General features: G+C 74.4%; 12 protein-coding genes and 1 tRNA gene. 9 read left to right on the top strand and 4 right to left on the bottom strand.

What is annotated here, in order from left to right; genetic code table 11:
• Nucleotides 1-45 precede the first annotated feature (45 nt).
• Nucleotides 46-921 (top strand): ABC transporter ATP-binding protein, encoded by an 876-nt coding sequence (locus tag E0F75_RS07425; RefSeq protein ID WP_229312575.1) that lies wholly within the window; start codon nucleotides 46-48, stop codon nucleotides 919-921.
• Nucleotides 918-3338: an FtsX-like permease family protein gene (locus E0F75_RS07420; protein ID WP_187621718.1), complete on the top strand. Its 2421-nt coding sequence runs from the start codon at nucleotides 918-920 to the stop codon at nucleotides 3336-3338. The genes E0F75_RS07425 and E0F75_RS07420 overlap by 4 nt, the downstream gene beginning before the upstream one ends.
• A 1-nt stretch (nucleotide 3339) precedes the next feature.
• On the opposite strand, the gene E0F75_RS07415 is transcribed toward E0F75_RS07420, so the two are convergent.
• Nucleotides 3340-3984, bottom strand: coding sequence for a response regulator transcription factor (locus E0F75_RS07415; protein WP_187621717.1), 645 nt, complete (start codon nucleotides 3982-3984; stop codon nucleotides 3340-3342).
• Complete coding sequence (locus tag E0F75_RS07410) at nucleotides 3972-5231, bottom strand: sensor histidine kinase (protein ID WP_187621716.1); 1260 nt, start codon at nucleotides 5229-5231, stop codon at nucleotides 3972-3974. The genes E0F75_RS07415 and E0F75_RS07410 overlap by 13 nt, the downstream gene beginning before the upstream one ends.
• A 166-nt stretch (nucleotides 5232-5397) precedes the next feature.
• Between E0F75_RS07410 and E0F75_RS07405 the strand changes: the two genes are divergently transcribed.
• From E0F75_RS07405 to E0F75_RS07385, 5 genes are all read left to right on the top strand, one after another.
• Nucleotides 5398-5571 carry a hypothetical protein gene (locus E0F75_RS07405; protein ID WP_187621715.1) on the top strand — a complete coding sequence of 58 codons (174 nt, stop codon included), beginning with the start codon at nucleotides 5398-5400 and terminating at the stop codon, nucleotides 5569-5571.
• 71 nt (nucleotides 5572-5642) lie between these two features.
• Complete coding sequence (locus E0F75_RS07400; protein WP_187621714.1) at nucleotides 5643-6845, top strand: DNA polymerase III subunit delta'; 1203 nt, start codon at nucleotides 5643-5645, stop codon at nucleotides 6843-6845.
• A 95-nt stretch (nucleotides 6846-6940) separates the two neighbouring features.
• Entirely contained in the window at nucleotides 6941-8503 is a 1563-nt protein-coding gene (locus E0F75_RS07395) for an alpha/beta hydrolase (RefSeq protein WP_187621713.1), read from the top strand.
• 85 nt (nucleotides 8504-8588) lie between these two features.
• Nucleotides 8589-8662 (top strand) — tRNA-Thr (locus tag E0F75_RS07390).
• A 193-nt stretch (nucleotides 8663-8855) separates the two neighbouring features.
• Nucleotides 8856-9551 (top strand): pyridoxamine 5'-phosphate oxidase family protein, encoded by a 696-nt coding sequence (locus E0F75_RS07385; protein WP_187621712.1) that lies wholly within the window; start codon nucleotides 8856-8858, stop codon nucleotides 9549-9551.
• A 49-nt stretch (nucleotides 9552-9600) separates the two neighbouring features.
• Here E0F75_RS07385 and E0F75_RS07380 read toward each other — a convergent pair whose 3' ends face one another.
• Both E0F75_RS07380 and E0F75_RS07375 read right to left on the bottom strand, forming a co-directional pair.
• Nucleotides 9601-10470 carry a sigma factor-like helix-turn-helix DNA-binding protein gene (locus E0F75_RS07380; RefSeq protein ID WP_187621711.1) on the bottom strand — a complete coding sequence of 290 codons (870 nt, stop codon included), beginning with the start codon at nucleotides 10468-10470 and terminating at the stop codon, nucleotides 9601-9603.
• A 30-nt stretch (nucleotides 10471-10500) separates the two neighbouring features.
• The gene (locus tag E0F75_RS07375; RefSeq protein ID WP_187621710.1) at nucleotides 10501-10881 is read right to left on the bottom strand and encodes a DUF6479 family protein; all 381 of its coding nucleotides are present in this window, start codon (nucleotides 10879-10881) and stop codon (nucleotides 10501-10503) included.
• Between the two features lie 151 nt (nucleotides 10882-11032).
• On the opposite strand from E0F75_RS07375, the gene E0F75_RS07370 reads away from it, so the two are divergent.
• Nucleotides 11033-11542 carry a SigE family RNA polymerase sigma factor gene (locus E0F75_RS07370; RefSeq protein ID WP_187621709.1) on the top strand — a complete coding sequence of 170 codons (510 nt, stop codon included), beginning with the start codon at nucleotides 11033-11035 and terminating at the stop codon, nucleotides 11540-11542.
• 128 nt (nucleotides 11543-11670) lie between these two features.
• The gene (locus E0F75_RS07365) at nucleotides 11671-12957 is read left to right on the top strand and encodes a hypothetical protein (RefSeq protein ID WP_187621708.1); all 1287 of its coding nucleotides are present in this window, start codon (nucleotides 11671-11673) and stop codon (nucleotides 12955-12957) included.
• Nucleotides 12958-12960 lie beyond the last annotated feature (3 nt).

Genomic DNA, 12960 nt, shown 5'->3' with positions numbered 1-12960 from the left:
CCAGCCCCATACCGCGCTGACCTGCACTTTTCTAGCGTTGTCGGCATGACGACGACTGCAGTGACGGAGAGCGGTGCCGCCCGCGCCCTGGATGCGGCCCTCGCCCTCGACGGGGTGGGCCGGACGCACGGGCGCGGGGCCCCCGCGCTCGACGGGGTGAGTCTGACCGTGCCGCGCGGCCGGTTCGTGGCCGTGATGGGCCCCTCGGGTTCCGGCAAGTCCACCCTGCTGCGGTGCGCCGCGGGACTCGAACGGCCGACGACCGGAACGGTACGGATCGGGGGCACGGACCTCGCCACGCTGAAGGCGGCCGGTCTCACCCGGCTCCGCCGCGACCGGATCGGCTTCGTCTTCCAGTCGCTGAACCTCGTCTCCGCCCTCGACGTGCGGGAGAACGTCACCCTGCCGCTGCTCCTCGCCGGAGCCCGGGAGGGCCGGGAGCTCGACGCCCGCGCCCTTGCCGGTCTCGCGGCCGTCGGCCTCGCGGACCGGGCCGGGGACAGGCCGGAGAACCTGTCCGGCGGCCAGCGCCAGCGGGTGGCCATCGCCCGCGCCCTGGTCAACGAACCCGAGGTCGTCTTCGCCGACGAGCCGACCGCCGCCCTCGACCCGGTCACGGCGGCCGGCGTCCTCGCCCTGCTGCGGCGCGCGGTCGACGAGCGGGGGACCACCGTCGTCCTCGTCACCCACGACCCGGTGGCGGCCGCCTGGACGGACGAGGCCGTGTTCCTCGACCGGGGCAGGCTCGCCGGGCGCCTCGACCGTCCGGACGAGCCGGGGGTACGGGAGATGCTGGGCGCGCACCTTCCGGGCGCGCACGCGGCGGGCGGGCCCTCGACGGGTGCTCACCCGGCGGGCGCGTACTCGACGGCGGGCGCACACGCCAGCCACCCGTTCCGGCGGATGGCGGTGGCCGGGTGAAGCCGCTCGGGAACCCCGCGGTCCGGCTGCTCGCCGCCCGCTCCCTGCGAGCGCACCGGAAGGCGTGGACGGCCGTGTTCGCCGCCGTCGCCGTCACCTCCGTGCTGCTCGGCGCCCTGGCCCTCGCCGCCGGCTCGGCGGGTCTCGGCCACGCGCGCGTGGAGCGGTACGCCGCCGCGTCCGTCGTCGTCGCCGGTGACCAGGAGGTCCGCTGGACGACGAAGCCGTGGGGGAGCGAGACGCAGACAGCGTCGGCCGGTCTGACCGAGCGGGTACGGATCCCGAGCGCGACCGTCGACGTGGTGCGGGCGGTCCCGGGGGTCCGGGCCGCGGTGCCGGACCACACCTTCGTCGTACGGGAGCCGGGCGCGGGCGGTCCCGCGGACCCGAAGGCGTACACCGGGCGGTCCTGGGAGGCGGCTCGGCTGGCCCCGTACCGGCTGGTCGACGGGCGCGCGCCGCGCGGCGCCGGAGAGGCCGTCATGGGCTCCGGTGCCGGGGCGCGGGTCGGGGACACCGTCGCCGGGCGGAGGGTCGTCGGCCTCGCCGACGGGCCCGCCGCGCTGTACGTCACGGCGGCCGAGGCGCGGAGGCTCGCCGGGCACCCAGGCTCGGTCGACGCCGTCGGCGTGATCGCCGAACCCGGCGTACCCGTGGACACCCTCCACGCGCGCGTGCGGGCGGCCCTGGACGAGGCCGGACTCAAGGACACCGCTTCGGGGCAGCCGCTCCGGGCGCTCACGGGCGACGGCCGGGGCGGTCCCGAGCACCTCGCCGCGGCGCCCGCGCGGATGGAGCTCCTCCAGCTCCTCGCGGCCGTCTCGGGGACCGTCGTCCTCGTCGCCGTACTCGTGCTCGCCTCGCTCGTCGCGCAGGCGCTCCAGCAGCGGACCGGTGAGCGGGAGTTGCTGCTCTCGGTCGGCGCGACGGCCCGTCAGGTCCGGGCGGCGGCCGGCCGGGAGGTGACCCGGGTGGCGGGGCTCGCGGCGCTGTGCGGCGCGGTCGCGGCGGTGCCGGTGTTCCTCGGGCTGTGGTCGGCGCTGCGGGCCCGTACCGGCGTCGTCCCCGAGGGTCTCGAACTCCCCTCCCCGCCCTGGCTGTTCGCCGCCTCCCTCGTGATCGCCGCCGTGGTCGTGGGGATCACCCGGCTCGTCGTCCTCTTCGCCGCCCGGCAGCCCGGGCGCCCGGGGAAGGGCGGCGTGCGGCGGGTCGTCGGGATCGCGCTGATCCTGCTGGGCGTGGCGTCGGCCGTCACCGCCACGGCCCAGGGCGGCGAGGCCGCCGGCGCCGCCGCCGGGGCGGCCACGGTGACGCTGGTCGCCGGGTGCGCGGTGCTCGGCCCCTGGATCGCCGGTGCCGCGATGAAAGTCCTGGACCTGCCCTTCCGCCGGCTCGGCGGCGCGCCCGGACGGCTGACCGCCGCCGGTGCGAGCGCCCACTCGCGGCGCCTCGGGGCGGCGCTCGTACCGGTCGTCCTCGTCACCGCCTTCGCGCTCGTGCAGCTTTCCGCGGGCACGACGATGGGGCGGGCCGCCGACGAGCAGGCGCGGGTGGCGACGACCGCGGACCTCGCGCTCAGCGGCACGACGGCGGAGCGGGTGAGGCGGCTGCCGGGGGTCGACGCGGCCACGGACGTCCTGCGCTCGACGGTCGTCCTGGCCCGCACGGAGGCCGGTGCGCCGCGCCTCGACCGGCTTCCGGTGCTCGGCGTGGACGCGGCGGGCCTGGCGGGCACGCTCGACCCCGGGGTCGTCGCGGGTGACCTGGCCGGACTCGCCCGTACGGGCACGGTCGCGGTCGGCTCGGACATGGCCGACTCGCTGGACGTGCGTCCCGGTTCGACGGTGGAACTGCGGCTCGGGGACGGCACACCGAAGAGGCTTCGGGTGGTGGCGGTCTACGAACGCTCGCTCGCGCTCGGCGAGTTCCTGCTTCCGAAGGCCGAACTGGCCCCGCACATGAGCGATCCGCACCCCGCGCGCGTACTGGCGTCCACGGCGAAGGCGGCCGCGGGTTCCTCCGCGGTGCCCGAGCAGGTGAGTCCGCCGGGCGCCGAACTCAACGGCATCGTCTCGGCCGTGATCGTCTCCGCGATCGGCGGCCTCACGCTCCTCTCCGTCCTCAGCACCCTCACCCTCATCGGCGCGGGACGACGCGGCGAACTCCACCTCCTCGGCCAGGTGGGCGCGTCGGCCGGTCAGCTGCGCCGGATGCTCGGCCTGGAGGCGGGGTTCCTGACCGCCACGGGCCTGCTCGTCGGCGTCGTGGTGGCCGCGCTGCCGCTGACCGCCTTCGCCTGGTCGCTCACGGGCGGGCTGCCGTACCTGCCGCCCGAGCAGGCGGCACTGATCGCCGGCACGGTGGTGGTCACGGTGGTGGCGGGTGTGTTCCTGCCCTCGCGGCGACAGCGGGCCTGACTCAGGCGTCGAGGTAGGCGAGGACGGCGAGGACCCGGCGGTGGCCGCCGCTGTCGCTCGGCGGCAGGCCGAGCTTCAGGAAGACATTGCCGATGTGCTTGTGCACGGCCCGTTCGGTGACCACCATCGAGCGGGCGATCGTGCCGTTGTCGTGCCCCTGCGCCATCAGTTCGAGGACCTCGCGTTCCCGGGGCGTGAGGGAGTCCAGCGGGTCGTCGCGGCGGCGGGAGAGCAGCTCGGTGACGACCTCCGGGTCCAGGGCCGTACCACCGGCGGCGACCCGTTCCAGGGCGTCCAGGAACTCGTCCACCCGGCCCACTCGGTCCTTCAGGAGGTAGCCGACGCCCCGCGCGCCGCCGCCCAGGAGTTCGGCGGCGTACGTCTCCTCCACGTACTGGGAGAGCACGAGCACCGGAAGGTCCGGCAGCTCCTCGCGGGCCGCGAGCGCCGCCCGCAGCCCCTCGTCGCGGAAGCCGGGCGGCATCCGTACGTCGAGGACGGCCACGTCCGGGCGGTGCTCAAGGAGCAGCGGCAGGACCTCGGGGCCGGTGGCCGCGACCCCGGCGACCTCATGGCCGGACGAGGTCAGCAGCAGCACGAGACCCTCCCGCAGGAGGACGTTGTCCTCGGCGATCACCACACGCACGGAAGCTCCACTTCGATCACGGTCGGGCCCCCTTCGGGGCTGGTCAGTCGTACGGTGCCGTCGAGCGCGGCGACCCGGCGGCGCATGCCGACGAGCCCGGAGCCGCCGCTCTCCCCGGCCTCGGCGCCGCCCCGGCCCTCGTCCGCCACGCGCGCGCGGAGAGCGGTCGGTTCGCGGGTGAGGGCGACGGAGGCGCGGATGGCGCCGCTGTGCTTGGCGGCGTTGGTGAGGGCCTCGGCGATCACGAAGTAGGCGGCGGCCTCGACGGCGGCCGGGGCGCGGGGTGCGGTCGCGCGGGCGGCGTCGACGTGCTCCGGCCGTTCGCCGGGGGTGTGGGGGGCGTCGAGCTTCTCCGGCCGGTCGCCGGGGGCGTGGTCGGCCAGGCCCGTCACGGACACCTCCACCTCCAGGCCGCTGCTCGCGGCGAGGGCACGTACCGCCCCGGTCAGGCCCCGGTCCGTGAGGATCGGCGGGTGGATGCCGCGCACCACGTGCCGCAGTTCGGCCAGCGCCTCCTCGGCCTGCGTCTGCGCGTCGTCGAGGAGCTTCCGCGCGGCCACGGGATCGGAGTCGTACGCCCGCTTGGCCAGGCCGATCCGCATGGAGAGCGCCACGAGACGGGCCTGCGTGCCGTCGTGCAGATCGCGTTCGATCCGGCGCAGCTCGGCCCCGTGCGCGGCGATCGCGCCCGCGCGGGTGGCCGTGAGCTCCTCGACCCGGGCGGCGAGCGCGGCGGCCCGCGCGGCCGCGGGGGTCGGCGTGAGCAGCGCGCGCGACCACTCGGCCCCCAGGTCGGCGAGCCGTCCGATCAGCGGCAGGACCACCGGCCGCCGCCCCGCGAGCCCGGTCACCACGCCGTCGACCAGCAGCGCGGGCGGCCACAGCACCAGGGAGGCGAACCAGACCCCCATGCCGTACAGCAGCTGCGCGGCCGCCCAGATCAGGTCCCGCCCCGTGCCCGGATCGGTGACGGCGGTCCGCACGCGCGCGGGGAGGGGGCCTTCGAGCGGCAGATACGCCTCCGGGACGGGCGTTCCGGTCCGGGCGGCGGTCCGGCGCCGCTCCCAGCCGGCCAGCCGGCGCAGCAGCAGCACGCTCTCGGGGAGCACGCCCGCGCCGATGACGGTGACGGTCAGGAAGGCCGTGAAGAGGGCGACGCCGACCATCAGGTAGCAGAGGATCGCGATCGCGGCCCCGCTCAGGAGGTGGAGCGACGCCCGGCCGGATTCCTTGATCGCGTCGCGCATACCCGCCAGGTTATGCGGGCGGACCCGAGGAGCGCGGTGGAGCAGGCACCACCATCGGTCCGGGGGCGGGCACCGCTGTGCCGGGGCACCGGGACGGCGAAGATCGAATGCGTAGGGACCCCACCCTTTCGAGCCCCTTCGCCTCCCCCGAACCACGGAGATCCCGATGCGTGTCCTGTTCTGGCTGCTGCTCACGGCGAGCGTCCTCGGCAACGCCTATGTCAACACCGTCGCCGACCTGACCGGCGCCGCCCACGTGACGGCGAGCGTCGCCACCGGCACGGTCCTGCTCGGATCCGCCGTCGGCCTGTGGCTGACCCGCCGCGACAAGGAGGCCTGACCACCCGTCGTGCGGCGGGGGATGTCAGAGGACTGCCCCACAATGGAGGGCGTACCTGAGGAGGGGCAGACATGGCCGTATGGGACGACCTGGTCGGACAGGCGAAGGTCGAGGAGCAGCTCGCCGCGGCCGCGCGGGACGCCGACGCGCTCGTGACCGCCCATGCCGCCGGAGAGCCCGACCCCGAGGCCTCGAAGATGACCCACGCCTGGCTCTTCACCGGCCCGCCGGGGTCCGGACGGGCGACGGCGGCGCGGGCGTTCGCCGCCGCGCTGCAGTGCGTGAGCCCCGACCGCGCCCTGGGCGGGGCGCCGGGCTGCGGCTTCTGCGACGGCTGCCACACGACCCTCGTCGGCACCCACGCGGACGTGGAGATCGTCCGCACGGACCTGCTCTCCATCGGTGTGAAGGAGACCCGCGCCCTGGTCCGACGCGCCCAGCTCTCGCCGGCGGGCGGCCGCTGGCAGGTCATCGTCCTGGAGGACGCCGACCGGCTCACCGAGGGCGCGGGCAACGTCCTCCTGAAGGCCGTCGAGGAACCCGCCCCGCGCACGGTCTGGCTGCTCTGCGCGCCCTCCCTGGAGGACGTGCTGCCCACGATCCGTTCCCGCTGCCGGCACCTGACCCTGCGCACCCCGCCCGTGGAGGCCGTCGCCGACGTGCTCGTACGGCGGGACGGCATCGAGCCGGAGGTGGCGCACGCCGCCGCCCGTGCCACCCAGGGGCACATCGACCGGGCCCGGCGGCTCGCCACCGACGAGCGGGCCCGCGCGCGCCGGTCCGTCGTCCTCAAACTGCCGCTGCGGGTCGAGGACATCGGCGGCTGCCTCAAGGCCGCCCAGGAGCTGGTGGACGCGGCGGCCGAGGACGCGAAGCAGGTCGCCGAGGAGGTCGACGTCAAGGAGACCGAGGACCTGAAGGCGGCGCTCGGCGCGGCCCAGGGCGGGCGGATGCCGCGCGGCACGGCCGGGGCGATGAAGGAGCTGGAGGAGCGGCAGAAGCGGCGCAGAACGCGTACGCAGCGCGACAGCCTGGACCTCGCGCTCACCGACCTGACCGGCTTCTACCGCGACGTCCTGGCGCTCCAGCTGCGCTCCCGCACGGCCCTCGCCAACACGGACGTGCGGGACACGATCGAGCGAATCGCCCGTGACACCACGCCGGAGCGCACCCTGCGCCGCATCGAGGCGGTCCTGGCCTGCCGCCAGGCCCTCGACCGGAACGTGGCTCCGCTGCTCGCCGTGGAGGCGATGACGATGGCACTGCGGGACTAGGGATGCTTCGGCGGCGCGGGGCCGGAGGTCGTCGACAAGGCGGGGGCCGGAGTCCGATTGGACACGGTGCGTACCGCTCCGGATACGCTCCGGGAATGGACTCCAGGCGCTTGCTCCGTACGTCCGCCACGGCCCTCGCGGCCGCCGGACTGATCCTCTCCGGCTGCTCGGGCGGAAGCGACGCGGCGGCGTCCCGCACGACGGCCGCCGCCCGGCAGGCCTCGCCGTCCTCCTCGCCCTCCCCCTCGCCCGAGGCGCTGAAGAGGTTCTACGGGCAGAAGCCGACCTGGCGCGACTGCGGTGTCACGGGCTTCCAGTGCGCGACCCTGCGGGCCCCGCTGGACTACGCGAAGCCGGACGGGGAGCAGATCGACCTGGCGATCTCGCGGGTCCGGGCGACCGGCCCCGGCAAGCGGCTCGGTTCGCTCCTGGTCAACCCGGGCGGCCCCGGCGGCTCCGCCGTCGGCTACCTCCAGGGATACGCGGGCGTCGGCTACCCCGCACCCGTCCGCGCCCGCTACGACATGGTGGCCGTCGACCCGCGCGGAGTCGCGCGCAGTGAGCCGGTCGAGTGTCTGACGGGCCCCCAGATGGACACGTTCACGCAGGTCGACCAGACCCCCGACGACACCGCGGAGGTCAACGTGCTGAGCGCCGCCTTCAAGGACTTCTCGGCGGGCTGCGCGAAGAAGTCGCGGGCGATCCTGCCGCACGTCTCCACGGTCGAGACGGCCCGCGACATGGACATCCTGCGGGCGGTGCTCGGCGACGAGAAGCTCAGCTATGTGGGGGCCTCGTACGGCACGTTCCTCGGCGCCACGTACGCCGAGCTGTTCCCGGACCGGGTCGGCCGCCTCGTCCTCGACGGGGCGATGGACCCGTCGCTGCCGGCGATCGACCTCAACCGCGACCAGACCGCCGGCTTCGAGACCTCGTTCCGGGCCTTCGCCGCGGACTGCGTGACCAAGCCGGACTGTCCGCTGGGGACGGAGTCGGTCGAGGCGGCCGGCGAGGCGCTGAAGAAGTTCTTCCGCGACGTGGACGCCGAGCCGGTGCCCACCGGCGAGAGCCGGGCGCTCGGCGAGTCCCTCGCCACCACCGGGGTGATCGCGGCGATGTACGACGAGGGCGCCTGGCCCCAGCTGCGGGAGGCCCTCACGCAGGCGATCGGCGGCGAGGGCTCGGGCCTCCTGGCGCTGGCCGACAGCTACTACGAGCGGGAGGGGGACGGCACGTACGCCAACCTGATGTTCGCCAACGCGGCCGTGAACTGCCTCGACCTGCCGGCCGCCTACGGGGGCCCCGCCGACGTCTCGAAGGCCGTTCCGTCCTTCGAGAAGGCCTCCCCGATCTTCGGCAGGGGCCTCGCCTGGGCGGCCCTCAACTGCACCTCCTGGCCGACCCCGCCCACCGGCGGCCCCCACCGGATCACCGCCGAGGGCGCCGCCCCGATCCTGGTCGTCGGCACCACCCGAGACCCGGCCACCCCGTACAAGTGGGCCCAGTCCCTGGCCGGTCAGCTCTCCTCCGGCACCCTCCTCACCTACGAGGGCGACGGCCACACCGCGTACGGCCGGGGCAGCGACTGCATCGACACGGCGATCAACACGTACCTCCTCGACGGCACCCCTCCCGCCGAAGGAAAGCGCTGCTCATAGGCCCTCTCCGGGGGTGGTCGGAGCACCTCGGGAAACTGTGTAGACTTGGCGTCGCTGCTGCACCCACCATGGGTTCGGACGGCGTGCCGCCTTAGCTCAGTTGGCCAGAGCAACGCACTCGTAATGCGTAGGTCTCGGGTTCGAATCCCGAAGGCGGCTCGGAATTACCCCAGGACTCACTCGCCGTGACCTGGGGTTTTTTCATGCCCGGGGACGGGGATCGCCGTCCGCGGAAACCCTGCCACCGCCGAGGACTTCCGTTCCGACAGGTGGGCGGTGGTGGCGGGCCGGGGGTCGGAGGCCGTACAACTCCGGAAGATCTTCTGCGTCGGTCGAGGTACTTGGGGGAAGCATGAGCGGCGGCACGGACGCGGTCGGCGGGGACGAGGCGTCGGTCGTCACCGAGCGGACCCGGTTGCGGCGGATGCGGGAGCAGGGCAGTCATCGGCGGGCCGATCTGGACGCCGTGCTCGACGCCGGGTTCCTCTGTCATCTCGGCGTCCCCGTCGACGGGACGACGATGGTGGTGCCCACCGCGTACGGCGTCGAGGGCGACCGGCTGTACCTGCACGGGTCCGTCGCCAGCCGCAGTCTCGTCCAGGCGCCCGACACCACCGTCTGTGTCACCGTCACCCACGTCGACGGGCTGGTCCTGGCCCGTTCCGTCTTCGAGCACGGGGTGAACTACCGCTGCGCGATGATCTACGGCGTCCCGCGCGTCGTGACCGACCCGGACGAGAAGCTGCGTGGCCTGCGGGCGCTCACCGAACAGAGCTCCCCGGGGCAGTGGGACTACGTACGGCAGCCCAGCCGCAAGGAACTGGCCGCGACCGCCGTGCTCGCGCTCGACCTGACCGAGGCCTCGGTGAAGACCCGCAGCGGGCCGCCGGACGACGGTGATTCCGAGGACGCGGCGCTGGGACTGTGGGCCGGGGTGCTGCCCGTGGTGACCACCTTCGGGGAGCCGGTCACCGATCCCGTGCTGCCCGCCGACGTCGTGCCGCCCGCCCATGTGGCATCCCGTGCGGGGCGCGTTCTCGGGGAGTGAGCCCGGGAGCGGACCGGGGTCCGGGTGGTGACCGGGGCGCGGAGGGGGCTCAGAGCTGGAGCTTCAGGCGGCCCAGGTGGTCCGCGTCCGACAGGGCGTCGATCGCGGTGATCCGGTCCTCCAGGACGGTGAAGACGAACACGAGCCGTGGGTCGCCCTCCGCCGGCCAGGCCAGCCCCGCCGCCCCGTCCACCAGGGCCTTTCTGGCCGTGCTCACCTGGCGGGCGATCGCCTCGGCGACCGCCCCGGGGCCGTGCACGTTCGTTGCCCCGGACCGTTCGGCCGTGGCGTCGGCCCGCAGCACCACGTCGGGGTCGAGGAGGTCGTGCAGGGCGGCGGCGTCGCCGCTCCGCGCGGCCGCCAGGAAGGCCGCGACGACGTCCCGCTGGCGGGGCAGGTCCGGCTCCGGCATCTCCTCGGCCTCCCGCAGCCGGTAGCGGGCCCGGCCGGCGAGCTGGCGGGTGGCGGCCGGGGTGCGTTCCACGATCGCGGCGATCCGCTCGTACGGGACGGAGAACTCGTCGTGCAGGACGAACGCGAGCCGTTCCGGTGGTGTCAGTCCGTCGAGGGCCGTCGGCGGGGGCGGTTCCCCGGGGTCGCTCTGGTCGTTCGGCATCCCCGAGGCCCAGGGGTCCCACGGGTCCCAGGGGTGCTCGCGGTGGGTCTCGCGGGACCGGAGCCGGTCCAGGCAGGCACGGGCGACGGCCTCGGTGAGGTCGTACGGGGCCGGGACCGGGCCCGGGGCGATCGGGGGGCGCCGGGCCGGCCGGCTCCTCCGTACGTCCTCCACCGCCTCGTCCGCCTCCTCGAAGGTGCCGAGGAGGCGGTACGCGACGGCCCGCAGGTGCGGTCGGTGCTCCTCGAAGGGAGCGGTGGGGAGGGCTCCCTGGAGCGTTGCGGGGACAGCGTTCTCATCCACGGGGCGTGGCCTCCGTCGGGCAGGAAGGGTTCAGTCGCCGTGACCCGTGCCTCCACTGCCGAAGCCTCCGCTGGAGATCCCGCCCCACTTGCGCTTCTCCTCGGTCGGCGGGTCGGGTGACGCCTCCGAGCCGTCCTTGAGCTGGTACGGCATGAGCCGGTGCTCGCCGTCCGTCTGCGGCATCTCGGTCGGCCTGCGGTACCCGGACGTCTCGCCCGGCAGGCTGCCGTCGTCCGGCCGATGGGGCTGCTCGTCCGGCTTGGGCGGATTGGATTCGCGGTCGCGGACCCGGAAGCCCAGCCAGACCGCCGCGATCAGTACGGCGACGATGACAAGCCCGCCGAGCACCTGTCCGAGGCCTGACTGCCAGACTCCCGCGGCCAGGGTCTGGGCTGCGCTGAGAGTGTTCATACTCCAGGATTACCCCTTTTCCGCCCTTTTGGACGCACTCGGCGAAGACGCCTGCAGATTCCCTCGAAGACGCTGAAACATTTGCCCCTCCCCATCGCGTCAATGAGGTGTACGGCGACCACACCACGTGACCGCGAGGGAAAGGAGGGGCATGAGAAAGTCCCGCGCGGACGAGTTCCTGGAGTTCGCCGCCGCACGCACGGGCCCGCTGTTCCGCTCGGCATGCCTGCTGACCAGTGGGGACACCCACCTTGCCGAGGACCTCACCCAGGAGACGCTCGGCAGGATGTACGCCCTGTGGGGACGCATGGCCCGGATCGGGAACCCCGCCGCGTACGCCCAGACCGTGCTCGTCCGCACGTTCCTCAGCCACCAGCGGCGCCGGTCGGCCACCGAGCGGCCGCTCGGCGAGCTCCCCGACCGCGCCCCCGACAACGGCGAGGACCCGGCGCTGCGGATCGCGCTGCTCGACGCGCTGGCCGGGCTCGCCCCCAAGGACCGGGCGGTCGTGGTGCTGCGGTACTGGGAGGACCGCAGCATCGAGGAGACCGCCGACGCCCTGCACGTCAGCTCCGCCGCGGTACGCACCCGCTCCGTACGCGCCCTCGCGAAGCTGCGCGAACGACTCGGCGGCAGCATCGCCGAGTTCGCCGCGCGCTGACCGCCGCCGGCCGCGCCCGCCCCACCCCCGCCGGCCGCCCCCGCCCCCGCCCCCGCGGGGCTCTCTCCTCCACGCTTCTCCTCCACCCCAGGCTTCCTCATCCCCCGACCGGAGACGGTGAATTCGACATGCCTCAGAACGAAGGCCCCCAGCACGAAGGGTTCGAGGACCAGCTCGGCGCGATCCTGCGCCGCACCGGCGACGGCTTCGCGGCCGACGACCGGCGCGAGCTGGTCGAGGGCGGGCTGCAGCGCGGCAAGCGGCGCCTCGTCCGCCGTCGCCTCGCGATGACCGGCGGCGTCCTCGCGCTCGCCGCCGTCGGCATCGGCGGTGTGTACGGCGGCTCGCTGCTGTCGCCCGCCGCGGACGCGACGAGCACCTCCGTGGCGGCGCCGCCCAAGCCCACCGCCACCACCGACCCCGTCCCCGGGAAGCAGCTGCCGGGCGAGGCGAACATCCCCGTCAAGAACTTGGCCGCGGTCCTCACGAGCAACACCCCGGCGGGGACCTGGCAGATCGACGGCCTCGACGGCGTCGGCCAGTCGGTCACCGGCGTCTTCGACGACGGGAAGGGCAAGGCCGGCGTCAGCGTCGGCCTCTTCCGCACGGGCACCGGCGAGGCGGGCGAGGACCAGGTGGCCTGCCCGGACAAGGTCGCCGTCCCCTACGACGACTGCACCGAGGAGAAGCTGACGGGCGGCTCCCGGCTCATGATCCTCCAGGGGTACGAGTACCCCGACAAGCGTGAGGAGACCAAGCAGTGGCGTGCGGTCCTGCTCACCAAGGACGGCTTCCTGGTCGACGTGAGCGAGTACAACGCCGCCGCCGAGAAGGGCGCTCCGGTCAGCCGGGAGAACCCGCCCTTCACCCCCGCCCAGCTCAAGACCCTCGTCACGGCCCCCGCCTGGGGCCGCCTGGCCGCGCAGCTGCCCGAGAACGTGGACATGTCCGGCGGCCAGGGCGCGGCCCAGCCTCCGGCCGAGCCCAGCGCCACCGACGTGATGAACACCCTGAGCGCGCTCGTGCCCAAGGACCTCACGGTCGTCAACAAGGGCGGGCAGTCGGGGTACGGCTATGTGGTCGTCAACGACGGCAAGGGCAAGAGCCTCGTCCAGATCAACGTCCAGCCGAACATGTCGGACGTGGCCGGCGAGCTCTTCGGCAGCGGGGACGTCACCACGCTCCCCGACGGCCGCAGGGTCAAGCTCACCCAGCAGCCGGGTGAGAAGGGCGGCGAGGGCGTCGTCTGGTGGACCGTCGACACCATCACCCCGGAGGGCTTCCGGGTCGTCGTGTCCGCCTTCAACGCCGGCACCCAGCACGAGGCGGCCACCCGCGCCGAGCCCGCGCTGACGATGCAGCAGCTGAGGTCGATCGCGCTGAGCATGAGGTGGCAGAAGCTGCCGCTGAAGTAGGCG

The sequence above is a fragment of the Streptomyces sp. CB02980 genome (assembly GCF_014451325.2).
Lineage (GTDB): Bacteria > Actinomycetota > Actinomycetes > Streptomycetales > Streptomycetaceae > Streptomyces.
The sequence above is the reverse complement of the archived record's forward strand: the minus strand, read 5'-3'. Positions and strand labels throughout refer to the sequence as shown.